The sequence below is a fragment of the Geodermatophilus sp. URMC 60 genome (assembly GCF_053502585.1).
The window spans coordinates 3,757,487-3,781,884 of record NZ_CP199958.1; the positions used below are offsets into that span (position 1 = coordinate 3,757,487).

Annotated in this window: 21 protein-coding genes; 9 read left to right on the top strand and 12 right to left on the bottom strand. The window is 73.8% G+C overall.

Going from position 1 to position 24,398, the window contains the following annotated elements; genetic code table 11:
• Window positions 1–94: 94 nt before the first annotated feature.
• Together ACWIX3_RS17805 and ACWIX3_RS17810 are read right to left on the bottom strand one after the other, a co-directional pair.
• Window positions 95–2,077, bottom strand: coding sequence for an aconitate hydratase (locus ACWIX3_RS17805; protein WP_448608672.1), 1,983 nt, complete (start codon window positions 2,075–2,077; stop codon window positions 95–97).
• Window positions 2,043–2,510, bottom strand: coding sequence for a CoA transferase (locus ACWIX3_RS17810; protein ID WP_448608673.1), 468 nt, complete (start codon window positions 2,508–2,510; stop codon window positions 2,043–2,045). Before ACWIX3_RS17810 ends, ACWIX3_RS17805 begins: the two co-directional genes overlap by 35 nt.
• Before the next feature lie 401 nt (window positions 2,511–2,911).
• Between ACWIX3_RS17810 and ACWIX3_RS17815 the strand changes: the two genes are divergently transcribed.
• Both ACWIX3_RS17815 and rox read left to right on the top strand, forming a co-directional pair.
• Entirely contained in the window at window positions 2,912–3,199 is a 288-nt protein-coding gene (locus tag ACWIX3_RS17815) for a hypothetical protein (protein ID WP_448608674.1), read from the top strand.
• Window positions 3,200–3,847: 648 nt separating this feature from the next.
• Window positions 3,848–5,275 carry a rifampin monooxygenase gene (gene rox, locus ACWIX3_RS17820; RefSeq protein ID WP_448608675.1) on the top strand — a complete coding sequence of 476 codons (1,428 nt, stop codon included), beginning with the start codon at window positions 3,848–3,850 and terminating at the stop codon, window positions 5,273–5,275.
• 149 nt (window positions 5,276–5,424) lie between these two features.
• Here the strand turns inward: rox and ACWIX3_RS17825 are convergent, their stop codons facing one another.
• On the bottom strand, window positions 5,425–6,282 hold the full coding sequence (locus ACWIX3_RS17825) for a class I SAM-dependent methyltransferase (protein ID WP_448608676.1): 858 nt from the start codon (window positions 6,280–6,282) through the stop codon (window positions 5,425–5,427).
• Window positions 6,283–6,891: 609 nt separating this feature from the next.
• Between ACWIX3_RS17825 and ACWIX3_RS17830 the strand changes: the two genes are divergently transcribed.
• Window positions 6,892–8,157, top strand: coding sequence for an AI-2E family transporter (locus tag ACWIX3_RS17830; protein ID WP_448608677.1), 1,266 nt, complete (start codon window positions 6,892–6,894; stop codon window positions 8,155–8,157).
• A 209-nt stretch (window positions 8,158–8,366) separates the two neighbouring features.
• Here the strand turns inward: ACWIX3_RS17830 and ACWIX3_RS17835 are convergent, their stop codons facing one another.
• Together ACWIX3_RS17835 and ACWIX3_RS17840 are read right to left on the bottom strand one after the other, a co-directional pair.
• Window positions 8,367–9,608: an epoxide hydrolase family protein gene (locus tag ACWIX3_RS17835; RefSeq protein ID WP_448608678.1), complete on the bottom strand. Its 1,242-nt coding sequence runs from the start codon at window positions 9,606–9,608 to the stop codon at window positions 8,367–8,369.
• Window positions 9,609–9,659: 51 nt separating this feature from the next.
• The gene (locus ACWIX3_RS17840; RefSeq protein ID WP_448608679.1) at window positions 9,660–10,700 is read right to left on the bottom strand and encodes a thioredoxin family protein; all 1,041 of its coding nucleotides are present in this window, start codon (window positions 10,698–10,700) and stop codon (window positions 9,660–9,662) included.
• Between the two features lie 429 nt (window positions 10,701–11,129).
• Between ACWIX3_RS17840 and ACWIX3_RS17845 the strand changes: the two genes are divergently transcribed.
• From ACWIX3_RS17845 to ACWIX3_RS17855, 3 genes are all read left to right on the top strand, one after another.
• Complete coding sequence (locus ACWIX3_RS17845; protein WP_448608680.1) at window positions 11,130–12,416, top strand: glycerophosphodiester phosphodiesterase; 1,287 nt, start codon at window positions 11,130–11,132, stop codon at window positions 12,414–12,416.
• On the top strand, window positions 12,413–12,586 hold the full coding sequence (locus ACWIX3_RS17850; protein WP_448608681.1) for a hypothetical protein: 174 nt from the start codon (window positions 12,413–12,415) through the stop codon (window positions 12,584–12,586). The genes ACWIX3_RS17845 and ACWIX3_RS17850 overlap by 4 nt, the downstream gene beginning before the upstream one ends.
• Before the next feature lie 284 nt (window positions 12,587–12,870).
• Complete coding sequence (locus tag ACWIX3_RS17855) at window positions 12,871–13,236, top strand: CBS domain-containing protein (protein WP_448608682.1); 366 nt, start codon at window positions 12,871–12,873, stop codon at window positions 13,234–13,236.
• Between the two features lie 32 nt (window positions 13,237–13,268).
• On the opposite strand, the gene ACWIX3_RS17860 is transcribed toward ACWIX3_RS17855, so the two are convergent.
• The 5 genes from ACWIX3_RS17860 to ACWIX3_RS17880 all read right to left on the bottom strand — a co-directional run bounded on the left by ACWIX3_RS17860 (window position 13,269) and on the right by ACWIX3_RS17880 (window position 18,432).
• On the bottom strand, window positions 13,269–13,742 hold the full coding sequence (locus ACWIX3_RS17860) for a DUF5709 domain-containing protein (protein WP_448608683.1): 474 nt from the start codon (window positions 13,740–13,742) through the stop codon (window positions 13,269–13,271).
• A 37-nt stretch (window positions 13,743–13,779) separates the two neighbouring features.
• Entirely contained in the window at window positions 13,780–14,127 is a 348-nt protein-coding gene (locus tag ACWIX3_RS17865; protein WP_448608684.1) for a DUF6510 family protein, read from the bottom strand.
• Window positions 14,124–14,882 (bottom strand): FAD-binding oxidoreductase, encoded by a 759-nt coding sequence (locus ACWIX3_RS17870; protein ID WP_448608685.1) that lies wholly within the window; start codon window positions 14,880–14,882, stop codon window positions 14,124–14,126. Before ACWIX3_RS17870 ends, ACWIX3_RS17865 begins: the two co-directional genes overlap by 4 nt.
• Complete coding sequence (locus ACWIX3_RS17875) at window positions 14,852–15,460, bottom strand: molybdopterin-dependent oxidoreductase (protein ID WP_448608686.1); 609 nt, start codon at window positions 15,458–15,460, stop codon at window positions 14,852–14,854. Before ACWIX3_RS17875 ends, ACWIX3_RS17870 begins: the two co-directional genes overlap by 31 nt.
• A 170-nt stretch (window positions 15,461–15,630) precedes the next feature.
• Complete coding sequence (locus tag ACWIX3_RS17880) at window positions 15,631–18,432, bottom strand: helix-turn-helix transcriptional regulator (RefSeq protein ID WP_448608687.1); 2,802 nt, start codon at window positions 18,430–18,432, stop codon at window positions 15,631–15,633.
• Window positions 18,433–18,604: 172 nt separating this feature from the next.
• Here ACWIX3_RS17880 and ACWIX3_RS17885 point away from each other — a divergent pair, with 172 nt between their 5' ends.
• Both ACWIX3_RS17885 and ACWIX3_RS17890 read left to right on the top strand, forming a co-directional pair.
• Window positions 18,605–19,558, top strand: coding sequence for an alpha/beta fold hydrolase (locus tag ACWIX3_RS17885; protein ID WP_448608688.1), 954 nt, complete (start codon window positions 18,605–18,607; stop codon window positions 19,556–19,558).
• A gap of 273 nt (window positions 19,559–19,831) precedes the next feature.
• On the top strand, window positions 19,832–20,575 hold the full coding sequence (locus ACWIX3_RS17890; RefSeq protein ID WP_448608689.1) for an alpha/beta fold hydrolase: 744 nt from the start codon (window positions 19,832–19,834) through the stop codon (window positions 20,573–20,575).
• Here ACWIX3_RS17890 and ACWIX3_RS17895 read toward each other — a convergent pair.
• Window positions 20,508–21,503, bottom strand: coding sequence for an EamA family transporter (locus tag ACWIX3_RS17895; protein ID WP_448608690.1), 996 nt, complete (start codon window positions 21,501–21,503; stop codon window positions 20,508–20,510). The two genes, ACWIX3_RS17890 and ACWIX3_RS17895, sit on opposite strands and share 68 nt — an antisense overlap.
• Window positions 21,504–21,657: 154 nt before the next feature.
• Between ACWIX3_RS17895 and ACWIX3_RS17900 the strand changes: the two genes are divergently transcribed.
• Window positions 21,658–22,155 carry an Lrp/AsnC family transcriptional regulator gene (locus tag ACWIX3_RS17900; RefSeq protein ID WP_448608691.1) on the top strand — a complete coding sequence of 166 codons (498 nt, stop codon included), beginning with the start codon at window positions 21,658–21,660 and terminating at the stop codon, window positions 22,153–22,155.
• 12 nt (window positions 22,156–22,167) lie between these two features.
• Here the strand turns inward: ACWIX3_RS17900 and ACWIX3_RS17905 are convergent, their stop codons facing one another.
• A complete protein-coding gene (locus ACWIX3_RS17905) occupies window positions 22,168–24,117 on the bottom strand; it encodes a glycoside hydrolase family 2 protein (RefSeq protein ID WP_448608692.1) in 1,950 nt (649 codons plus the stop codon).
• Window positions 24,118–24,398: the final 281 nt, after the last annotated feature.

Below are 24,398 nucleotides of genomic sequence, written 5' to 3' on the forward strand. Positions count from 1 at the left end.
GCCAGCTGGATGGCCAGGGACAGGACCTCGGGTGACATGCCCCCTCTCCGAGGACGCAGCGGGGTGCGACGGGGAGGCGGCCGCACCGGTCCGATCAGGAGCCTGCGGGGACCTGCGCGGGCGTCCGACGGACGGTCTGGACGGGTCGCCGGTGGCCCGCCCGCGTGTGGGCGAGCAGACCGCCGGCCAGGAGGAGCTCCCGCTCGCCCGGCGACAGCTGGAGCTCGACGGTCACCGTGCCCTGCCCCTCGACCTGCACGCCCAGCTCCTGCGCACCTCCGGCGACGGCCTCGCGCAGGCCCGGCAGGCGCCAGGTGTCGCCGACCGACGCCGTCCGGGACGCCTCCCCGGCGACCAGCGGGACGATCCCCTGGGCGATGAGGTTGCTCCGGTGGATGCGGGCGAAGCCGGCCGCGACGACGGCCCGGACGCCGAGGTAGCGGGGGTTCAGCGCGGCGTGCTCCCGTGAGGAGCCCTGCCCGTAGTTCTGGCCGGCCACGATGATCCCGCCGCCCCACGACGTCGCGCGCTCGAAGAACTCCGGGTCGTTGCGCTGGAACATGAACCGCGCGCAGGCGGTGATGTCCGACCAGATCGACATCGCGATCACGCCGTCGGGGGCCATGTCGCCGGTGGAGATGTCGTCGCCGAGGACGATCAGCACCCGTCCCTCGACGTCCTCGGGCAGCGGTCCGATGTCCGGCGGCGGCTGCTGGTTCGGCCCGCGCCAGATCTCCACCTGCCGGCGCTCCTCGGGCGGCAGGACGGCGGTGATGAAGCGGGCGCCCACCTGCGGGTCGTTCTCCGCGGGCGGGAGCTCGGGCGGCTCGCCGAGGGTGCGCGGGTCGGTGATCACGCCGGCGAGGGCGCTGGCGGCCGCCGTGGACGGCGAGCACAGCCACACGCTGTCGTCGACGGTGCCGCTGCGGCCGGGGAAGTTGCGATTGAAGGTGCGCAGCGACGGCTCGCCCTTCGTCGGGGCGTAGCCGATGCCCACGCACGGGCCGCAGATCGGCTCCAGCACGCGAGCCCCGGCGGAGAGCAGGTCGCCGTAGACCCCCGCACGGATGATCGTGTCGAGGATCTGCCGGGACCCGGGGTTGACCGTCACCTGCAGGTCCGGGTGCACCCGGCGGCCGGCCAACACCTCCGCGACGGTGGCCAGGTTCTCGTAGGAGCTGTTCACCGAGGACCCGACGCACACCTGCACGATGCGGGTACCCGCCACCTCCCGGACCGGGACGACGTTGTCCGGCGAGTGCGGTCTGGCGACCAGCGGCTCCAGCCCGTCGAGGTCGATGTGCACGACGTCGTCGTAACCGGCGCCCGGCTCGGCGGCCAGCGGCCGGAACTCCTCCTCGCGGGCCTGGGAGCGCAGCCAGGCCCGGGTCTGGTCGTCGGAGGGGAAGACCGCCGTCGTCGCCCCCGTCTCGACGATCATGTTGGCGATGGTCGCCCGCTCGGTCACCGGCAGGCCGGCGACCCCGTCCCCGAAGAACTCGAAGACGACCCCGATCCCGCCGCGGACGGTGGTGCGGCGGAGCAGCTCCAGGATCACGTCCTTGCCCTCGACCCAGTCGCGCAGCCGGCCGGTCAGCTCGACGCCGACCACGCGGGGGCAGGCCAGCGTGTAGCCGTAGCCGGCCATCGCCACGGCGACGTCGAGGCCGCCCGCACCCACCGCGAACATCCCGACCGCGCCGGAGGAGGTGGTGTGCGAGTCGGCGCCGACGAGGAGCTCGCCGGGGCGGGCGAAGTGCTCGAGGTGCAGGTAGTGCGATATGCCGTTGCCGGCCGGGGAGTACCGGATGCCGTGGCGGCGGCAGAAGGACTCCAGGTACTTGTGGTCCTGCAGGTTCTTGTCGTCGATCTGCAGCACGTTGTGGTCGACGTACTGGACCGCCAGCGGCACGCCGATGCCGTCGACCCCGAGCATCTCGAACTGCATCGCGGTCATCGTGCCGGTGGCGTCCTCGATGAGGACCTGGTCGACGGCGAGCGTCAGGGTCGACCCTGGTTCCAGCTCTCCAGCGACGAGGTGGTCACGGAGCAGCTTGCGGGTCAGGTTGTCCGGCATGGGTGCCGCTCCACTTCCGTCGGTCGGGCAACCGGCTGGGGGATCCGTCGGCGACCCGGATGACCCCGGCCGAGCGCAGGTCCTCCAGCTCCCGGGAGCTCAGCTCGAGCACGGACTCGACGGTGGACGCGTCGACGACCTGGCCTCGCCCCGTCCGGTGGCGGGCCGCGAGCGCCGCGACGGCGCCCGGAGCCGCCACGGTGCCGGCCGGTGGGTCCCCGATGCGCTCGTTCCGGCCGGGGACCCGCCACCACAGGGAGTCCCCGTCGGTGCCGTGCACGCGGCCCCACTGCCGCAGGACGTCCCCCACCTCCGGTGGCTCCGCCTCGATGACGTCCGCACCCAGGTCCCCCAGCAGTTGCCCGCAGGAGGGACCGGCGATGACCTGTCCGAGTTCGACGACCCGGAGGCCCGCCAACGCGGCCTGTGCCACGGATCCTCCAGCCCCGAGGAGGCGGTTCCTGGACCCAGGAGATGATGCCCGCGCGGAGGTGCCCTGTCCGCACCTCACGGTACGTATCGGCCGGATCGTCCGGACTCACGCTGAGGCGTCGCCTCCTCCGGTGGCTCCCCGTGTCGACGCGTCGCCGGAGCCCGGGCACGTCGACCGGGGAACGTGCAACGGCTCCCGCGGCGCCGGGCGCCTCCGGTCCCGGAGCGCTGCGGCGAGCGCCGTCGCCGAGCGAGCCACCAGCGGGCATCGACCGACGACCACGGCGGACCACCACGATGACCATCGGCCTCCGTCAGTCGGTCCCCACTTCGTCGGCTTTCCTGCGAAGCCGTGCCGGAATGGGGCTGTCGCCGTCCGACGCCGCGGTCGACCGTGGCGCCATGGACCTCCTCATCGCCGTCCTGAGCACCGCCGCGCTCCTCCCGGCCCTCGTCCTGCTGCACTCGCCCGCCGCGGTCCGGGCCGGTCGCGAGGCACTCGGCCGTGCCCGGCGGTGCGCCGTCAGGTACTGGCAGGCGCAGGTGCACCTCTGGGAGGCGTTCCTGACCCAGGGGCCGTGGGGTTCCTCGGACCCGGGTGGCCGTGCGGCCGTCGGCGACGACGTGCAACCCCTGCACTGGGTGGGGCAGGTCCTCGAGGGATCCGTCCTACCAGGTCGCCGCTGCTGATCCGGGCCGCACGCCGCCGGCGCGCTCCCGAGCGACCAGCGGGATGCGCACCCACGTGCACGACCGGATCCAGCAGGTTCCTGCGCTCCTCCGACCTGCTGGTCACCCCGACCCTCGCCGCGCTGCCCGCGACCAACGCCGAGGCCGGCGACACGGTCGGTCCGAGCAGCATCGAGGGCGTGGACGTCGACCCGCTCATCGGCTGGTGCCCCACCTACCTGGTCAACTCCACCGGGTACCCGGCTGCCTCGATCCCCGTCGGGGGACGTCAACGGGTTGCCGGTCGGCGTGCAGCTGGTCGCCCGTCGTCACGGCGATGCCGACCGCTCCGTGAGGGGTCTGCCGTCCACAGCGGACGACGAAGGCGGGGAGCTCCCCCGCTCCCCGCCACTTCCAACCTATAGCGCACCAGGGGGCTTGTGACAAGACCCGGGTCGAGCCGCAGAATCGGCCGGCCGAGGCCGGGACCTGCAGGACTGCGAGTCGCGACGTGCGCGCGCTCCCGTCGACGTGCCCGTCCCGTGGGACGTCGAACCGCTGGTGGGACTCGACATGCGGTTGCGGGCACCCGGCCCGCGGAGGGGGGGTGTGCGCGCCGCCGACTGCACGGAGCAGCCGGCCGAGACGCACCTCGTCGAAGGGGGATCCATGATCGACGTGATCATCGCCGGCGGCGGACCGACCGGTCTGATGCTGGCCGGCGAGTTGCGGCTGCAGGGCGTGCACGCGCTCCTGCTGGAGAAGGACGCGGAGCCCACCAGGTGTGTCCGCGCGCTCGGACTGCACGTGCGCAGCGTCGAGGTGATGGACCAACGCGGTCTGCTGGACCGGTTCCTCGCGCTCGGCCAGCGGTACCCGCTCGGCGGGTTCTTCGCCGGCATCGACAAGCCCGCGCCGGACCGGATGGACACCGCGCACCCGTACGTCCTCGGCATCCCGCAGACCACCACCGACCGTCTGCTGGCCGAGCGCGCCACTGAGCTCGGCGCCGAGATCCGGCGCGGCAGCGAACTGGTCGGACTGAGCCAGGACGACCAGGGGGTGACCGTCGAGCTGGCCGACGGCACGCAGCTGCGCTGCCGCTACCTCGTCGGTTGCGACGGCGGTCGCAGCACGGTGCGCAAGCTGCTCGGCGTCGGTTTCCCCGGCGAGCCGGCCAGGCGCGAGTGGTTGTCGGGCGAGGTGGAGCTCACTGCGTCGCCGGAGGAGCTGGCTGCCGTGGTCACCGAGGTCCGCAAGACCCAGAAGGGGTTCGGTGTCGGGCCCTCCGGAGAGGGGTCGTACCGCGTCGTCGTGCCCGCCGAGGGGGTGACCGAGGACCGCTCGGTCCCGCCGACCCTCGGGGAGGTCAGGCAGCGACTGCGGATGGTCGCGGGCACTGACTTCGGCGTGCACTCACCGCGCTGGCTCTCCCGATTCGGCGACGCCACCCGGCAGGCCGAGCGGTACCGGACCGGCCGGGTGCTCCTGGCCGGCGACGCGGCGCACATCCACCCGCCGACCGGCGGCCAGGGTCTCAACCTCGGGCTCCAGGACGCGTTCAACCTGGGCTGGAAACTGGCCGCCGAGGTCGCCGGCTCGGCCCCGGAGGGGCTGCTGGACACCTACCACACCGAACGGCACCCGGTGGCTGCCGACGTCCTGAACACCGCCCGGGCGCAGGCCGAGCTGCTGTCCACCGAGCCGGGCCCCCGGGCAGTGCGCCGGTTGTTGTCGGAACTGATGGACTTCGACGAGGTCAACCGGTTCCTGATCGAGAAGATCACCGCGATCGGGGTCCGCTACGACTTCGGCGACGGGCACGAACTGCTCGGCCGTCGGATGCCGGACGTGGGGCTTGAGCGGGGGCGCCTCTACGAGCGGATGCACGGCGGCCGGGGACTGCTGCTCGACCGGACCGGCCGGCTCTCGGTCGCCGGGTGGGCAGATCGGGTCGACCACGTCATCGACGTCAGCGATGAACTGGACGTGCCCGCGGCGTTGCTGCGACCCGACGGCCACGTGGCGTGGGTGGGCGAGGACCAGACGGATCTGCTCGGCCGGCTGCCCGAGTGGTTCGGCGCGCCCGTCGACTGAACGTGCAGTCCCGCCCGGGGGAGCGGGCGTCGTGGCGGGGTGCACCGCCGGGGCCGGGCGCGGTCGTCACCCGATCGCCGCGCCCCTGCCCGTGGCCTTGGGTGCCGATGCACCGGACAGCCGCCCGGACGGTCCAGGAGTGCACGGTCCTACCCCTGGGCGGCGGCCGGTGCACCGGTCACCCGGACGACCACCTGCTCGTCGTTCTGGGTGTAGCCCTCGTAGCGGAAGCCGACCCCGCTGGCGGCCACGAACTCCTGCCAGGCGCGGTGCTCGTGCTCCTCCCAGCCGGCGTAGTTGAAGTACTCGTCGAACAGGATCACGGAGCCGGGACGCAGCCTCGGGCCGACGTGCTCGAGCACCGTCCTGGTCGAGGAGTACAGGTCGGCGTCGAGGTGCAGGAACGCGACCGGCCCCGGATGGCCCGCGAGGAACCCCGCCAGCGTCTCCTCGAACAGGCCCACGACCAGTTCGGCGCCCGGGATCGTCGGCACGGCGTCGACCTCGAAGGCGCCGGCCGGGTAGCGCGACCGCCAGCCCTCGGGCAGGCCCGCGAAGGAGTCGAATCCGTAGACGCCCCTGCCGTCGCGGGCCTGCGCGATCACCGTCAGCGTGCCGCCGGTGTACACGCCGAACTCCAGCGCCATCCCGTCGTCGGGCGCCAGCCGCAGTGCGTGGTCCAGGGTCGCCGAGCGGTCCGCCAGCACCGAGGCGTTCGGCATCCGCTCCTGGGCGAACCGCGCGCTGGCCAGGACGGCCGCCCGCTCACCGGCCGACCGGATGTCGCGGCGCTCGCGCATCTCCGCTTCCTGCACCGCCGCGATCACCCGCTCGGCCTGCCGGTGCAGCATCTCCTCGACGTCCCTGCCGTGCTGCTCGACGAGGTCCGCGAGATCCGCCCGTGCCCGCGCGACCAGGTCCTCGAGCGTCCCGACGAGGGCGTCGTGCGCAGCTCCCCCTCGCCCGCCCGGCCGGCCCCGCCCGACGGCTTCGCGTGCTCGCGCCACCAGTGCACGACGGACTCGACCCAGCACCCTCGGCTCCTGTCGCAACGGCTTCCAGGGAGGACCCGACCCCTGCGCCACCGCACGAGGGATCATCGGGGCGGCTCCTCGGGACGACCGCCGTTCCGCGACCCGCCCTGACCTGTCGACAGCCTCTCAGCATCCGGACGGGCCGGCCTGCCGACAGCACGGTCGACACCGACGGTCAGCTGGTCGTCGTCGCGGTGGACGTACTGTTCGCCGACGACGACCGGGCCTGGGTCGCGGTGCAGGGGGTCAGGTCGGCGTGGTGACCGCTGCCGGCCGACGTCACCGCCCGATCCGGCGGCGATGCCGGGGAGGCTGAGGCCGCGAGGATCCCGGAGCTGCTGGACGGGCGCGGATCGACGGTCGACCGGGGTGACGAACAGGACGACACCGACGACCAGGAGCCGAACCCCGGCCGTCGGCCGCCCGACGCTCCACCGACGACGCCGTCATGCTGGGTGCGGCGGGACGGTCCACTGCTCCGACGGTGAGCGGCTGCCCGACGTGCCGCGGGGCGCACCATGGGATGGCGGCCGTTCGGGCCGCGTGCGCACCGGCCGGGTCGCCTGGGACGGGAGGCAGGGCATGCCAGAGCGGGCGCCGGCTCCTGTGGGCAACAGGGGCACGCGGCGGCGGAACGCGACCCCGCCGCCGGTCGGCCGGGCGACGCTGCTGCAGCGTGAGGCGACGGTGGCCGGTCGAGCTCTGGTCATCGGCCTGACCGCCGTCGGCGCGATCTGGTTGGTGCTGCAGGTCCAGTTCATCGCGGCCGCGACGATGCTCGGGCTCGCGCAAGTGGCGATGCTGTGGCCGATCGCCCGGTGGCTGCGACAGCGCGGCGTGCCGGCTGTGCTGGCCGCGATCCTCTGCGTCCTGGCCTACCTGGCGTTCTTCGTCAGTGTCCTGGTCTTCCTGGTGCTGCAGCTCATCGGCGCCTGGCCCGGCCTGGTCGCCGCGGGCATCGAAGCGGTCGACTCGATCACCGCCTGGGTCCAGGACCGGACGGACGACCTCGACAACGCCGGGCTGGACCAGGTGATCGACCAACTGGAGGCGTCGGTGGGCGCCGCGATGAGCGGCCTCGGCGGTGCGGCGGCCCAAGGCCTGAACGCCGTCGGCAACGTCGCCACCGTCCTGGTCATCGCCCTCTTCTTCACCCTGTTCGCCCTCACCAGCGGCGACCGGCTGTGGCGGCGGTTCGTCGGGGTGCTCCCCGCGGAGTACCGGGTGCCGACCGACGCGGCGTTCCGCGCCGGCATGCGCACGGCCGGCGCGTGGTTCTACGCGGCCACCGCCACCGGCCTCATCGACGGCGTCCTCATCGGGTTCGGGTTGTGGCTGCTCGACGTACCGCTGGCCCTCCCGATCGGCGCGCTGACCTTCCTGTTCGGCTACGTGCCACTGGTGGGGGCGACGATCGCCGGCGCGGTGGCGATCGCGGTGGCCGGTGTCACCGGTGGCTGGACCACGGCGCTCTGGGCGCTCCTCATCGTCGTCGTGGTGCAGCAGATCGAGGGCAACGTGTTGGCACCGCTGCTGCTGTCCCGCGCGATCAGCCTGCACCCCCTGGTGGTGCTGCTGCTGACGACCACCGCCGCCGCGGCGTTCGGCCTCCTGGGACTGTTCGTCGCCGTGCCGGTGACCGGGGTGCTCGCGGCCGCCGTCCTCGCCTGGCGTCGGGCGGCAGCGGAGTCCCCGGACGACCTGGACGACGCCGACGACCCGGACGACGCCGACGACGCCTCCACGGCGGTCGGCGCGGACCAGGGGCACGGTGCGGGAGCCACGCGGCAGCAGCCGCGCATCAGCGTGCGCACACGACCTCCGGCCGATGCAGGGGACGAGACGTAGGGGCCACCGGGCCGACCGCCGCAGCCGGGTACCAGCCGGGAGCCCGGCACGGGTGGACCTCGCCCCCGCCCCCTGGCCGCTGCCCCAGCCCCCGGTCCGCTGCCACCGTCCCCGTGGCCGCGTTCCCGGCCAGGCCGGTGGAGGTGTCCCTCCCGACTCGTCCGGCTCCCTCGGCGGGCGTTCCGTTCCTGGACCCGCGGAGTCCGTGGTCAGCGACGCGGTTCGGGGACCTGGGGTGTGCGCAGTGATCGGAAGCCCGCGCGGAGCTCCTCGGAGAACAGTTGCGGCTGTTCCCATGCCGCGAAGTGACCGCCTCTGTCGAGCTGGTTGTAGTGGACCAGCCCGGGATAGGCCTGCTCTGCCCAGCTGCGCGGAGCCTGGTACTGCTCGCCGGGGAAGACGCTGACCGCCACCGGGATCGTGACGCCCTTGGCGTCGAAGAAGCCCCCTCGGTACTCCCAGTACAGGCGGGACGCGGAGACCCCGGTGTTCGTCAGCCAGTAGAGCGTGATGTTGTCGAGGATCTCGTCGCGCGTCAGCTCGCCCGTGGCGCTCGCGGTCCGGTCCAGGGCGGCGACGACCGCCGCGGCCGGCTGGCCGTCGGCGTCGTTGTGGTCGAGCAGCCAGGCGGCCAGGCCGACGGGTGAATCCGCGATGCCGTACAGGGTCTGCGGGCGCGCCGCCATGTACCGGGCGTACTCGACCTGCCCGAACGTCCGCACCAGCTGGTCGTAGGCGCGCCGCTCCTCGGCGGAGAGGCCGGACGGCGGGGGCTCGCCCGCCAGGGCCGCGGCGTTGACGTCGGCGGGGACGGTGGCGGGCATGTTGGTGTGGATGCCGAGCAGCGCCGGGGGCGCCTGCAGCCCCATCTGGTCGACGACGAACGCGCCCCAGTCGCCGCCCTGGGCCACGTAGCGGTCGTAGCCGAGGCGCTGCATGAGCACCGCCCAGGCCCGGGCCATCCGCTCGGGGCCCCAGCCCGTGCTCGTCGGCCGGCCCGAGAAGCCGTAGCCCGGCATCGAGGGGATCACCACGTGGAAGGCGTCGGACGGGCTGCCCCCGTGCGCCGTCGGGTCCACGAGCGGGTCGATGATCTTGAGCTGCTCGATCACCGAGCCGGGCCATCCGTGGTTGACGACGAGCGGCAACGCGTCGTCGTGCTGCGAGCGGACGTGGATGAAGTGGATGTCCAGCCCGTCGATCTCGGTGACGAACTGCGGCAGCGAGTTCAGTCGCGCCTCGCACCGGCGCCAGTCGTAGTCGGTCGCCCAGTGGCGCGCGAGTTCCTGCACCATCGCGAGCGGCACGCCCTGCGACGAGTCCGGGACCGTCTCCCGTTCCGGCCAGACCGTCGCGTCGATGCGCCTGCGCATCTCGATCAGTGCCTGATCAGGCACGTGCACGGAGAACGGCCGGATGGCCCTGCTGGTCTCTTCCGCGACTGCGGTCATGGCTGGTCTGCCCTTCTCTGTGGGGGGCCGTGGCTCGTCTCGTGGGCCGGCCTAGCCGAAGGTGACGGCGTAGGCCTGGACGCCGGGGGTGGAGAAGGTGATCTCGAACGTGCGCGCGGTGACCGGGCCGCGCTGGCGGACCAGTTGGTACAGCCGCGGTTCGGAGACCGTGCCGGTGCCGTCGTGGTCGGTGTCCTCCCCGTGGTCGGGGCCCGGCGGCTGGTCGTCGAGGCGCACGCTGAACCGCACCTGGGTCCCGCGCGCCGGTGGGGTCATGACCAGGTGCAGGTCGCGGGCGGAGAAGCGGTGGTGGATCTGCCCGCCGGGTTCGTCCAGGTGCACGGCGTCCGGCTGCACCGTCCACCCGCCGGAGAGAGCCCAGTGGTCCGGGGCCAACCGGGACGGGGCGGTGTACCGCCGCGGAGCACCCGTGGCCGCGCGCTCGGGGGAGGCGAAGTTCTCGGTGCGCCCGGAGCCGAGGTAGATCTCCGCCGAGCCCAGGTCGGCCCAGTCGGCGGCGGCCTCGATGCCGCGGGGATCGACGGCAACCGGCGCGGGGATGGTGTCGCCGGCGCCGGCCTCGTCGAGCAGCCGTCGGACGACCTGCTCCGACTCGTCGTAGGCGCCCTCGCCGAAGTGGTGGTAGCGGATGTACCCCTGAGCGTCGACGACGTAGAGCGCGGGCCAGTACATGTTGGCGAAGGCGCGCCAGATCCCGTAGTCGCCGTCGACGGCGACCGGGTAGGTGATCTGCCGGTCCCGGACCGCCCGGCGGACGTTGTCGACATCCCGCTCGAACGGGAACTCGGGCGTGTGGACCCCGAGCACCACCGCGCCGGCGTTCCGGTACGCCTCCGCCCAGGCGCGGACGTAGGGCGCGGTGCGCAGCCAGTTGATGCAGGTGTAGGTCCAGAAGTCGACGACCACCACCCGCCCGCGCAGACCCTCCGCCGTCAGCGGCGGCGAGTTGAGCCATCCGGTGGCCCCGTCCAGGGACGGCATCCTCCCCCCGGCGGCACGTCGCCCGGGCGCCCAGCCGGGGCCGCGGACCGCATCGCGGATCGCGGTGAGCAGGGACTGCCTCGTGTCCATGACGGGTCCTCGATTCCGGTGTGGGGAGGGCCGCTCCCCGGTACCTCCCGACGCTCCGGTCGGCGCAGCGGCCGCGACGTCTCCCGCGGTTCCGCTGCTCGCAGGTGGCGACGTACCCACCGCGTCCGGTCGACGAGGTGGTGGGCGTGCGCTCGCGTCGCGCGGCCCTCAGCGGCGCTCACCACGGTCTGGTCACGACGCGAGCCGGCCCAGCGCCTTCGCGGCCGAGCTCGTCTCCCACTGCTGGGAGCCCGGCGCCCACGGCCGAGGACGCCAGCGTCCACCGACCTCCCGGACCGGACAAGGGACCTCCGGCACCGGGCGAACCCCCCGGGGGTGCCCCCGTGCCGAGCCGGCCTGCTGGCCGGCCGCCTCCGGGATCGGAGTCCGGGGACGACTGCGGCCGCGGCCGCGGCCTTAGGGTCACCCGTGGACTTCGCCGACCTGAGCCGGCCGTTCGTCATCGCCCACCGAGGCGGGGCCATGCAGGTGCCCGAGCACACGATGGAGGGCTATCGGGTCGCGGTGGGCCAGGGCCTACCGGTCATCGAGCAGGACGTGTCGACGCTCGCCGACGGCGGCCTCGGCGTCATGCACGACGGCACCGTGAACCGCATGACCACCGCCAGCGGCAACGTCGCCGACCACACGTCGGTGTCCTGGAAGCAGCTCGACATCGACGCCTCGGCCATCCTCGGCGGAGGCTGGCCCGACGGGCTGCGTCCTCCGCTGTTCGAGGAGGTGCTCACCGAGTTCGGCAACCGCGTCCTCCTCTGCGCCGAGGCCAAGAGCCGTGACGCGATGGGACCGATGATCGACGCGCTCGATCGACGCGGTGTCCGCCCGGCCTCGGTGCTGCTCCAGTCCCACGCGCTGGCCGACTGCCGGCTGGCGCGGTCGCGGGGGTGGGGCGTCATCTGGCTCGGGACCACCGACGTCGCCCGGGCCACCGCCGAGGGCATCGGCTGGATCGGTCCGGAGGCCGGCCACGTCACCCCGACCGTCTGTGCACGGGCACATGCGGTGGGGGTCAGCGTGGCCTGCTACACGGTCGACCGCCGACACCAGCGGGACGCCCTCGTCGCCGCCGGCGTGGACGCGATCTTCTCCGACGACCCGGTCTACATCACGGGGGACGCGGGGCGCCGCACCTCGGACCTGTTCGCCCGGCAGGTCTGGCTGCCCGGGATGCTGCCGGACGCCGGCCGTGGCCGGTTCTACCCGGACGACGCCTCGTGGGGCTTCGACGTCTCCGGCACCGCCACCTGCACGCTCATGGGCTTCCTCGCACCGCCGGACCCGGACTCGTTCACGCTGCACCTCGAGCTCCGCATGGACGAGACCCGTGCCGACGACCGCACGGGCTGCGGGGCGGTCTTCCTGAGCACCGACGACCACCCGTACCGACCGTCCGGTTCCTCGCCCGGCGCCGACGGCTACCTCTTCCTCCTGCGAGGCGACGGCACCCTGGCCGTCGACCGGGTCGCCGAGGGTGTCGCCACCACGTTGGCGTCCTCGACGGGCGGAGCGGCGCTCAGGATGGGCACCTACGTCCCGCTCCGGATCACCGTCACCGACTCCGGCGTCCGCTTCACCCGCGCAGACAACACCGGTGAGACCCTGACCTCGGCCGACGCCACCCACCGACCCGTGCCGGTCGTCCACCTCGGCAGCGCGTACGCCGGGGTCCGCTTCAGGAACCTGGTGTTCACGTGACCGACCCGTTCGCACGCCCGGGCCACGGCCCGGCCGACCCGGAGGGCTACCTCATCGAGGAGACGCCCGATGGCTACCGGTGGACGTGCCGCGCCGACGACCGCACCGCAGGCCCGTTCGCCAGCCGGGACGAGGCCGTCGTCTCCGCCGAGGCGGACCGCACCGCCTGAGGCGCCGGTCGGGTCGTCGACGGCGCCACCGGTCGGCCGGGCCGGCGGAACGGGGGGGACACCGCAGACGTCGACCGGCCGGCGCGCCGGTTCCCGGGTCAGATGACGGATGTCCGCCCTCCACGACCCGCCGAGACTGGACCGCGCGCCGGGACCCGAGGGAGGTGGTCCCCGTCGCCCAGCGTCCGGCATGGACCCGAGGAGGAGCGGACATGTCCACCAGCGGACCTCGGGGTGTGGCACCGGACGCCGGGACGGGCCAGCACACGCAGGTGGGGCAGCTGATGAGGCCCCCCGCCACGACCGTGGAACCACGCGCCCACCTGGCAGCGGCTGCCTACCTCATGAAGAGGTCGGGCGACAGCGCCCTCGTCGTCACCACGGACGACGGCACCCGGACGCCCCTGGGGGTCATCACCGACGCGGACATCACCCAGGCTGTCGCGGACGGGTGCGACCTCGAGCAGGTGCGGATCAGCGATCTCCTCGCGCGCGGGACGGTGGACGTCCCACCGGCCACGCCGGTCGAGGAAGCGACCCGGCTCATGCTCGACAGGGGCCTGCACCACCTGCTCGTCGTCGAGGACGGTGGACTCGTCGGCATCGTCGACGTGACCGACGTGTGCCGGGCGTTGATGGGACCGGTGTGACACCACCCGGCCGGAGCCGGCAGGTCCCCCCGTCAGTCCGCCGGCTCGGCCCGGGCGTCCCCCGGCTCGGCGACCACGTGCACTGCCGCTTCCTCCGCCGAGGCCCCTGCCGCGTCGATGCCCTCGTCCACGGCGTACAGCTCGGGCTCGACGTCCCCCCATGCACCCTGGTCGGCCTCGACGAGCCGGCCGGCGCGGACGTCGCCCACCTCGTCGTCGAGCAGTTCGCCGTCGGTGTCCGACGTGTCCCCCAGGCCGTCGCCCTCGTCCGCTGACGGGACCTCCGGGAGCTCACGCGCCAGGCGGCCCGCGAGCCCCTCCCCGGTGGTCTCCTCCCGTTCGGTCGTGCCCCAGTCGGCCACGGCCCAGGCGCGCTCGGCCGGCGACCACCCCACATCGAGGACGTCGGGCACGCCGTCGACGTACTCGAGGGTGTCCTCCGGCTCGAGGACACCGGTGGCCTCCTCGGGATCGGTCCCGTCCGTGCCGTAGATCGTGGGGTCCATGGCGTTCGCCCTCCCGGCGGTGCGGCCGGCCGGCGCGTCAGGGCGCCGGGTGGTGTGGAGCTCCCTGCCGGGGCTCCTCGTCCACGGCGGTCACCGCCACGGGCACCGTGAGCAGCCCCGCGCCGCGCAGGTCCAGCAGGATGCGCCCCTCCCGGGATGCGAAGCGCAGCACGACCTCCGTGCAGGTCGGGCAGCGCAGGACCATCGCCGGCGCATCGGCGTAGAGGTGGTGCGCGCCGAGCACCGACGTCGTCCCGCAGGAGGCACAGCGGGACGTGGCGACGGTCAGGTCCACGGCGAACAGGTCGGCCAGCGACCCCGCGGCGGCGTTGCCGTCGAGGCGACGTACCGAGGTGGGGTCGACCGTGCGGCTGGGATCGGTCATGACGGCTCTCCAGAGCTACCGAAGCGTTCGATCCTGATGGAGGACGGGTCGTGGCCCAGATCGACCAGGCTGGTGGCCATCGACTCGGCGAAGACGGTGGGACCGCAGACGAAGACCCGGGGGCGGGCAGCCGGTGCGAACGTGCAGCGGACGAGCATGTCGGCGTCGATGCGGCCGGTCTCGCCCCGCCAGCCGGGCGGCGCCTCCCTGGTCAGCGTGACCGTCGTCTCGGGACCGAGGACGTCGCGCGCCAGGAGGTCGTCCTCGGCGCGGGCCGAGTACAGCAGCTGCATGCGCGTCGGACTGTCGAGCCGGCGGTGGTGGTCGAGCATGGCGACGAACGGGGACACCCCGGCTCCCCCGGCGACCAGCTGCACCGGGCGCTGCCCCGCGTCGCCGTCGGCGCGGTCGGCGGCGGCCGACCAGACGAAGTAGCCACCGATCGGGCCGCGCAGCTCGAAGAGGTCGTCGGCCCGCAGCTCGTCGGTGAGGTAGGGGGACACCTCACCGTCGTCCAGCCGCTCGACGAGGAGGTGGAGCTGGGGCACCTCCGGCGGCGATGCGAGGGAGTAGCTGCGCTGGGCGGTGTAGCCGTCCTCGGCGGTCAGGCGGACGTCGACGTGCTGCCCGGGGAGGTGCCCCGACCAGCCGGGGACGTCGAGGACCAGCCGGTGCACCCGCTGCGTCTCCGCCCGGTTGTCCAGCACCCTGGCGCGCAGCCAGGTCAGTCGCCGCTGTACCGCTGCTCGCGCCATGGGTCCCCGTAGATGTGGTAGCCGAAGGTCTCCCAGAAGCCCGGCTGGTCGTGGTGGCCGAGGGTCAGCCGGCGGAGCCACTTGGCGCTCTTCCAGAAGTACAGGTGCGGCACGAGCAGTCGGGCCGGGCCGCCGTGCTCGGGAGCCAGTGGCTCCCCCGCGTACGTGTCGACGACCCAGGCCCGGCCGCCCGTCAGGTCCTCGAGCGGCAGGTTGGTCGTGTAGCCACCGTCGGAGGTCGCGACCACGTGGGTGGCGGTGGTCGGCACGTCGCGCAGCAGCGTGTCGATCGCCACGCCCTCCCACACCGTGTCGAACTTCGACCACTTGGTGACGCAGTGGATGTCCACCGTCAGCGCCTCACGCGGGAGGGCCCGGAACTCCTCCCAGCTCCACCGCCGCAGGACGTCGGTCTCGTCGTGCAGGCTGAGGTCCCACTGCGCCAGGGCCGTGCGCGGGGTCGGCCCTGCCGACAGCACCGGGAAGCCGTCGCCGACGTCGAACTGGCCAGGGGGCAGGCGGTCGTCGGCCGGGCGGGTCCTCCCCCGCCGCCCGAAGCCACGGGACAGCACCGACATGGCGTCTCCTCCCAGGGCAGAGCGCGTCGGGGGACGCCCGGCCCCGCGGGTGGAGCAGGTCCGGAGCCCTCCGAGGCGGGAAACGCTAGGGGACGACGCGGCGGCGGCCATCCGACATCCGACCCGTTCCTGCCGGGTGCCGGCGCACCGGAGGTCCGGTCGAGGGACGGTCAGTCGTCCGGCGGGCCCGCCGGGTGCGGGCGGTTCCCCAGTGCGTCCCTCAGGGCGGCCCGGGTCGAGACCCCGAGCTTGGGGAAGACCCGGTACAGGTGACCCGACACCGTGCGAGGCGAGAGGTAGAGGCGGGTCCCGATCTGCTTGTTGGACAGCCCGGAGGCCGCCAGCGAGGCGATCTCGTGTTCCTGCGGGGTCAACGTCGCCCAGTTCGGGTGGCCGGCCGGTGACCGGTGTGGCTGCCCGCCGGCGTGCAGCTCGTGCTCGGTGCGGGCGATCCAGGGCCGCGCGCCGAGGCGCTCGAACGTCTCCAGGGCCGCGGTCAGCTGGGGCCTTGAGGCGTGCGGCGCCCTCGTCCGTCGCAGGTGCTCGCCGTAGGCCAGCTGCACGCGGGCGCGTTCGAACGGGAACCGCTCGGCACCGCGGACGGCCAGTGCCTCCTGGTACAGGGCGCCGGCCTCCTCCGCGGAGGCGGCGAGCGCCGCGGAGCCCGCGGCGATCAACGCCAGCCGGGGGCTCCGCCGGAAGACCTCGGCCCGCTGGATCGCGGCGACGTGCGCCCCGGCCTCCTCGGCGCGCCCCGTGCGCACCGCCGCCTCGACCAGGTCCCTGGCGATCCACATGGCCACGGGGACGTGGGCCGCCAGGTGGCCGGCCGGGCTGATGGACGTCGTGAGGCGGTATGCCTCCTCGTAGTCCCCCCGGCCGAGCGCGGCGAGCGTCCGTGCCCGGCTGGCGAAGTGCTCCAGCATCGTCACGCCCCGGGGCGCGGCCCAGGCCACCATCTCCTCGGTGAGGGACCGGGTGGCCCCGTCGTCCCCGCGGCCCGCGGCGAGCAGGGCGAGGCAGTAGACGCCGGGCAGGGCGATGAGCTGGTACCCGAGCCGCTCGCTCCAGGCGATGCCCTCCTCGGCCATGCGCGCGGCCTCGTCCCACCGTCCCTCCCGGTAGGCGTCGTGGCAGAGCATCATCAGGGCGTTGACGGCCGAGGCGGCCGCCCCGCCGTCGCGCCCGTCCCGGACCACCCGCCAGAGGGACCGGCGACAGGCGGCCAGCCGATCGACGTAGAAGGCGGCGATGCCGACCCGCACGATGCGGACGGGATCGACCTCCTCGTCGACCGTGGCGATGAGGGCTTCGAGCTGGTCGAGGTCGGCGCTCGATGCGCCGGCCGGGTCGCCGTACACCCGGCCCGACACCGACAGCAGCGGTGGGACGCCGGATCCGAACCTGGCCAACGCCGCCTCGAAGGGCTGCCAAGGCTCCTCCCGGCCGCTGAAGTGGCACACCAGCATCAGGTTGTGGAGGGCCTCCTCCACCGCGCCCCCGGCGTGTCCCTGTTCCAGGGTGTTCTCGATCCCCCGGACCAGCACGAGGTGGGCGGTGTCGACGTCGCCCTCGCCGTTGAGCAGGTGGTGGGCGGCGGCCACCGCCATCTCCAGGGATCCCCGGGTTCCCGGGTCCGCCCGGCGGGCCTCCCCCAGCAGGCCCGGGACGCTGGTCAGCTGACCGGCCGCATCGGCGCCGACGTACGCCGCCGCGGCCAGCCGGCGGGCCCGGTCCGCGCCGCGGGGGCTGAGGTCCGCGGCGCGCAGGAGGGCGCGGACCGCCCGGACGGCGTCCCCCTTGTGGAGGGCGTGGTGAGCGGCGAGCTCGAGCAGGTCGGCGGCGGACCGGTCCGGGCCGACGACCGCCTCGGCGAGGTGCCACGCACGTCGTTCGGGATCGTCGGTCAGCAGGTCGGCGAGGACGGCGTGGGCCCGCCGGCGCTCAGCGCTGGTCGCCAGCCCCACGGCCGCCGCGCCGATCAGCGGGTGCCGGAACGCCACCCGGTCCGCGCCGGGGTCCATGCGGACCACCCCCTCCCTCTCGGCCGGCGCCAGGCCGTCGAGCCAGCTGTCGCCGGACGAGGCGGCCCGCAGCAGCTGGAGGTCGCCCGTCCCGTCGAGGGCGATCAGCAGGAGCAGGCGGCGGGTGACCGCCGGGAGTCCGCGCACCCGCTCGGCGAACAGCGCCTGCAGCTGAGCGCTCAGGGAGAGGAACGCCGGGAGGGGCTCGGCCGCCAGCCGCTGCGCCTCCGTCATCGTCCCCGGCAGTTCCAGGAGCGCGAGCGGGTTGCCCTGGGCCGCCGACACGACACGCCGCCGGACCGGCGCGGCGAGTCCTGGGAACCGGGTCTGCAGCAGCTGGGTGGCGCCCTCCTCGTCGAGCGGCGGCACGTCGTGCTGCGGCAGGCCGGCGTGCAGGAGGAAGGAGTCGGCCCCGCTCCTGACCGCCGCGAGGAAGCCGATGCAGCTGCCCTCGAGCCGACGGGCGACGAAGCCGAGGACGCGGGCGCTCGACCGGTCCAGCCACTGCAGGTCGTCGACGACGATCAGGACCGGGCTCTGCCGCGCGGCGAGCCGCAGCAGCGCCAGTGCGGCCGCCGACACGACGAGCCGGCCCGCGGCTGGTCCGGCGCCCACACCGAGGGCCACGGTCAGCGCGTCCCGGTGCAGGTCGGGGAGAGCCTCCAGTTGGTCGTGCAGGGGCAGGAACAGCTGGTTGAGCCCCGAGAAGCTCACCTCGGCCTCGAACTCCACCCCTGAGGCCCGCAGCAGTCGCACGCCCCGGGCAGCCGCCGTCCGGCAGGCCTCCTCGAGCAGCGCGCTCTTCCCGACCCCGGGACCCCCCGTGAGGAGGAGCGCACCACCGTGGTCGGTGGCGCGGCCGAGGAAGGACCGGACGAGGTCCAGGTCCGCACTCCGCCCAATCAGCTCCGGGGCTTCCTCGCGGCTGAGGGGTCGGACGTCTGCCATCGATGTCCCCCTGGATGGGCTCCGGGAGGACGAGTCTGTCGTCCCGGTCGGACGGCGACCAGTTCCCTTCGCCCCGTGCAGCAGCCAACTGACTCATGCCCCGTCAGCTCCGGGCCGGGCACACTGCGCCGCCAGTGCCGTGCCGTCGGCCGTGCGCCTGGGGAGGGAACCCGTGTCGGTCCCAGCCGGATCCACGAACGGACCTGCGCTCCCCGCAGGGTTCGACGACCTGCGACTGTCGCGCGTCCCCGTCAGCGGGGAGATCTCGCTCCGGGTCCGTGCGGGCGGTTCCGGCCCCCCGCTGCTCCTCCTGCACGGCTACCCCGAGACCCACCTCGCCTGGGGCCTGGTCGCCGGACACCTCGCCGAGGAGTTCACGGTCGTCGCCCCGGACCTGCGCGGCTACGGGGACAGCTCCAAGCCGGCACGGGTGCCCGGCCACGAGAGCTACGGGAAGCGGGCCATGGCGCAGGACTGCATCGCCCTGATGAGCCGGCTCGGGTTCGACCGCTTCGACGTGGTCGGGCACGACCGTGGCGGCCGGGTCGCCTACCGGATGGCCCTCGACTCCCCCGGGACGGTGCGCCGCCTCACCGTTCTGGACGTCATCCCGACCGGGGAGGTCTGGGCCCGTGCCGATGCCCGCTTCGCCCTCGCCTACTGGCACTGGGGCTTCCTGGCCCAGCCACACCCGATACCCGAGCGGCTCATCGAGCGCGACCCCGAGTTCTTCTTCTTCGACGCCGAGTTCGGAGGTGCGATCCGCGGGTTCCCGCCGGCGGCCGTCGCCGACTACGCCCGTTGCGCCCGCGACCCCGCGGCGATCGAGGCGATGTGCGAGGACTACCGCGCCGGCGCCACCTGTGACCGGCAGTGGGACGACGAGGACCGGGCCGCCGGCCGGCGCATCACCTGCCCGACCCAGGTCCTGTGGGCCGGCAGGGGCGCGCTCGCGGCCTGGTACGACACCCTCGCGATCTGGCGCGACTGGGCCGACGACGTCTCCGGCCAGGCACTGGACGGTGGTCACTTCCTGGTCGAGGAGTGCCCGACCGAGACCCTGGCCGCCATCCGGGGCTTCCACGCAGGAGACCGGGTCGCCGGCGGGTCGCCCGTCACGTCATAGCGGGGCGCCGCAGCCCAGCGGGGTCAGTTGACCGTTGCACCGCCCGCTCCCCCGGGACGAGCGTGCCGGTCGTCGCGGCCGCGAGGAGGTCGATCCACCGGGTGGAGGCGCCCAGCCCGAGGTCCCACCCCGGGCGCCGCACGGCCACGGCAGTCCCCACGAGGAGGAGTTCCACGCCGATCTGCCGGCCCCCCGGCCGGCGGAGCCCCCCACCGACGCCCCACACGCCACCCGGACCGGCCGCCTGCCCCGCAGACCCAGGAGGAGATCACCATGACCGAGGCAACGTCCACCACCGGCTCCGGCCCCACCGTCGCGCTCGTCCACGGCGCCTTCGCCGACAGTTCCGGCTGGAACGACGTGGTCGCGCAGCTGCAGGCCGCAGGTGTGGCGGTGCGAGCCGTCCCCAACCCGCTGCGCGGCCTCTCCCACGACGCCGCCTACGTCGCCAGCGCGCTCGAGCAGATCCCCGGACCGGTGATCGCCGTCGGCCACTCCTACGGCGGTGCCGTCATCACGAACGCGGCCGCTCGGGCCGGCAACGTCGTGGGCCTGGTCTTCGTGGCCGCCTTCGCGCCGGATGACGGGGAGTCCCTGCAGGACATCGAAGCCGACTCCAAGGACAGCGTCCTGAACTCGTCCCTGGTCCAACTGCGCTACCCGACGGGAGACGGCACGGAGCCGGGCGTCGAGTTCGCGATCGACCCGGACGCGTTCCACCACGCCTTCGCCGCCGACCTGCCGGAGGGCCAGGCCCGGGTGATGGCGGCGACCCAGCGCCCCATCTCCGCCCTGGGCTTCACCGAGCGGACCGGCACGCCCGCCTGGAGGACCCTGCCGTCCTGGGCGGTGGTGCCGACCGGGGACAGGGCCGCCGGCAGCGACGTCCTGCGCCGCATGGCGGAGCGGGCCGGGGCCACCACCACGGAGGTCGAGGGATCACACGTGATCATGATCTCCCGGCCCGGGGTGGTGGCCGACGTCGTCCAGCAGGCCCTCTCCGCGGCCCCCCGGTAGACGCCGGGGGCGAGGCGGGCGACCGCAGGGCGTCACCGCCCGTCCGCACGGACGACGCGCCCCCCGGGACTGCCTGCGACGGCTCGAGCGACGATCCGTCGTCGCGCCGCTCGCGGTGCAGGGCGACTCCGGCGATGACGAGCAGCACACCGCAGACCTCGCTGACCGCAGGGACCTGGGCGAGCACGAGGACGCCGATCACCGTGGCCGTCGCCGGTAGCAGGCAGACCATCAGGGCGTAGGTGTTGCGGGAGAGCCGGGTCATCGCCAGCTGGTCGCACGCGTAGGGGATCACCGAGGACGTGACACCGACACCGACTCCAGCGGCCAGTGCCATGGGGTCGGAGAAGGCCGGTGCGGCATCGCCGATGCCGATCGGCGCGGCGATGACGGCGGCGATGACCATGGACAGCGCCAGACCGTCGATGCCGGCCACCGCCCCGCTGCGGGCGACCCGGTGCGCCAGGACGACGTAGGTGGCGAACAGGCCGGCGTTCGCGGCCGCGAACGCCAGCCCGACCGGCGCACCGGCCAGGTGGACGTCGGTGAGCAGCCAGACCCCGGCGCCGGCACTGAGCAGCGCCGCGCCGTTGCGCCAGGTGCGGACAGCGATCGCGGCCAGGACGATCACCGGCAGGAACTCGACGGCGGCGACGGTGCCCAGCGGGAGCCGGTCGATCGCCAGGTAGAAGCAGCTGTTCATGACCGCCAGGACCGCTCCCCAGGCGAGCAGCAGCAGCCGGGTCCTCCGATCGAGCCGCCGCCACACCGCCCAGGGGCGGCGCCACAGGGCGAACACCAACGCTGCCGAGGCGATGCGCAGCCACGCCACACCGAGCGCATCGACGCGGGCGAACAGCAGGACGGCGAAGGCCGGCCCGAGGTAGTGGAAGACCGCGCTGGCGACGAACCACAGGTGCGGCGGCACCCGGTCGGTGACCCTCGCCCGCGAGGGAGGTGCCGCCGGTCCGGCCCCCGGCGACGTGGACGGCGCAGCCGCGTCACGACCGGATGACGACATGCACCTAGTGTCGAAGGTGCCGGCTCCCAGGACCATGCGCTTCGGAAGGGAGGAGCCGCTCATGGGTTCCGGACGCGGACCTCGACTGCCCGATCGCCTTCCGGACGGAAGGTCGATCCTCGACCCGACCAATCAGCGACTCCTGCAGGTGCTGACCGAGGACCCGAGGGCCAGCGCGGCAGAGCTGGCCCGGCGCGTCGGCATGTCGGCACCGGCCGTCCGGGACCGGCTCGCCCGTCTGGAGTCCGCCGGCGTCATCCGCGGCTACCGGCTCGATGTCGATCCGGCCGCCGTCGGCCTCCCCGTCGCGGCCTGGGTGCGCATCCGGCCCGGTCCCGGCCAGCTCCCCCGCATCGCCGAGCTGGCTGCACGGTTGCCCGAGGTGTCCGAGTGCCACCGCATCTCCGGCGAGGACTGCTTCCTGGTCAAGGTGCACGTCGCCAGCATCGAGGCTCTGGAGAGCGTGCTGGACCGCTTCCTCGTGCACGGGCAGACCACGAGCTCGTTCATCGTCTCCACTCCGGTTCCGCCGCGTCCACCCATGCCCGGCTCACCGTGACCACCGCGGCCGTCACCGACCGTCGTCGCGGTCACCGCCGGAGGCGAGCACCCCCTCGAGGTCGGAGGTGCCGGGCTCGGTCGTCGTCGGGCCCGTGGGGCGGTACGCGTTGCGGACCACCGCGTCGTTGACGGCCCTGACCTGGCCGACGTGCATCTTCGCCACCCGCCGGTCATAGGTGTAGAAGCCGTTGACCTCGTGCTCGACGTCGGTGATCTGGGTGTAGACGGCGCCGCTGATGCCGCGCTGCTGCGCGATCGGGATGAGCGCGAGCTGGTTGTCCACGTACAGCCGGGTGAGCTCGTCCTCGTCCTGCGCCATCCGGTACCCGCCGCCGTCCTGGAACCACATGTGGCCGGGCACCTCGAGCCCGAAGCCGCCGTGCTCACCGTCGACCGCCACGCGGTGCTCGTCGGGCGTGGGCTGCGCGGGACCGGTGTATGCGTGCCAGTCGATGACGTCGCCGCGGCCGCTGTCACCGTGCGAGGCGCAGCAGTTCACGCCGCTGTGGGCGTCCACGAGCCGCGTGGGGTCCTGGGCGGCCAGGGAGTCGGCGATCCGCCCGGTGGCCGCTCTGCTCCACTCACCCCAGCCCTCGTTGAACGGGATCCACCCGATCACCGAGGTCCAGCTGTCGTTCTGGTCCACGATCTCGTGCAGCTGACGCTCGAACTCGGCCTGCGCGTCCGGCGGCGGGATCCCGCCCGTCCGCATGGACGGCATGTCCTGCCAGACCAGCAGGCCGAGCGTGTCGGCGGCGTGGTACCAGCGGTCCGGCTCGACCTTGAGGTGCTTGCGGATGGTGGTGAACCCGAGGCGCTTGGTCTCGGCCACGTCGAACCGCAGCGCCGCGTCCGTCGGTGCGGTGTAGATCCCGTCCGGCCAGAACCCCTGGTCGAGCGTCGACATCGAGAAGAGGATCTCGTGGTTGAGCGTGATGCGGAGGCGGCCGTCGGCGCCCCGCGCGGTCCCGATCTCCCGCATGCCGACGTAGGACCCCACCCGGTCGACCACCTCCTGGCCGTCGAGCACGGTCACCTCCAGGTCGTAGAGGAACGGGTCGTCGGGTGACCACAGCTCGGCGTCGGGGACCTGCACGCCCAGACGCCGGCCAGGTGCTCCCGCCACGGTCGCGACCTCTCCGTGGCCGTCCCTGACCACGACACGGACCGTGAGCCCGGGTGCGTCCCCGCCGGTGTCCACGGTCAGCGCGAGCGTGTCCGTGTCGACGTCGGTCGCCATGTCCAGGTCCGCCACGTACCCGCGCGCGGTGACCGGCTCCATCCACACCGTCTGCCAGATACCGGAGGAGGAGGTGTAGAAGATGCCGCGGTCGGGGACGTTGCGCTGCTTGCCGACCGGCTGCCACGTCGCGTCGGTGCGGTCCTCGACACCGACGACGATCTCCTGGGGTCCCGAGGGCTCCAGCGCATCGGTGACGTCGGCGGAGAACCTGGTGTAGCCGCCGGTGTGCTCGGCGACCTGGGTGCCGTTCACCCACACGGTGGCCTTGTGGTCCACCGCGCCGAAGTTCAGCCGCAGCCGCTGACCCTGCCCGACCTGCCACGACTCGGGGACCGTGAACGTCCGCCGGTACCACATGTGGTCCTCGTGCCGCTGGATGCCGGACAGCGCGGACTCGGTCGGGTACGGCACCAGGATCCTCTCGGCGAGGTCCTCCCCCACGGGTGGCGCCTCCCCCGCCGAGGCGCCGGCGAACTGCCACACCCCGTTGAGGTTCTGCCAGCGGGCCCGCGTCAGCTGCGGCCGCGGGTACTCCGGCAGCGCGTTGCTCGGCGACACCTGGTCGGTCCACGGCGTCGTCAGCCGCGGCCGGGCCATCTGCCAGCCGTCGTCGTCCGGCGGCTCGGCCGCCGCGGTGAGCACGGGGGCCGCCCCGACCATGGCAGCCGAGACGAGCAGTGCGGTGGCTCGCTGCCGGCATCGCGCGAGAAGCGTCATGTCTCCCCCGTCGTCGTCGCACCGCCGTCTCCGACGCCCGAGGAGCCCGGTGGCCCGGGCCTGCGGCAGGACCTGGGGCGGGCCGACGAGCGGAGGGCCGGAGGCGGGCACGGATCGTCCGGTGGTCGGCAGGTGTCCGAGGCCGTCGACCGCCCGGGTGGGACCGTGTCCGCGCCGCCATCCTCCTCCCGTCCGCCCTGCCCGAGGTCTCCGTCGGGTGCGGTCTGCCGGAAGAGCAGCCGGACACGGTCGAGCCGATCGTCCTGGCGCGGCCGTGACCC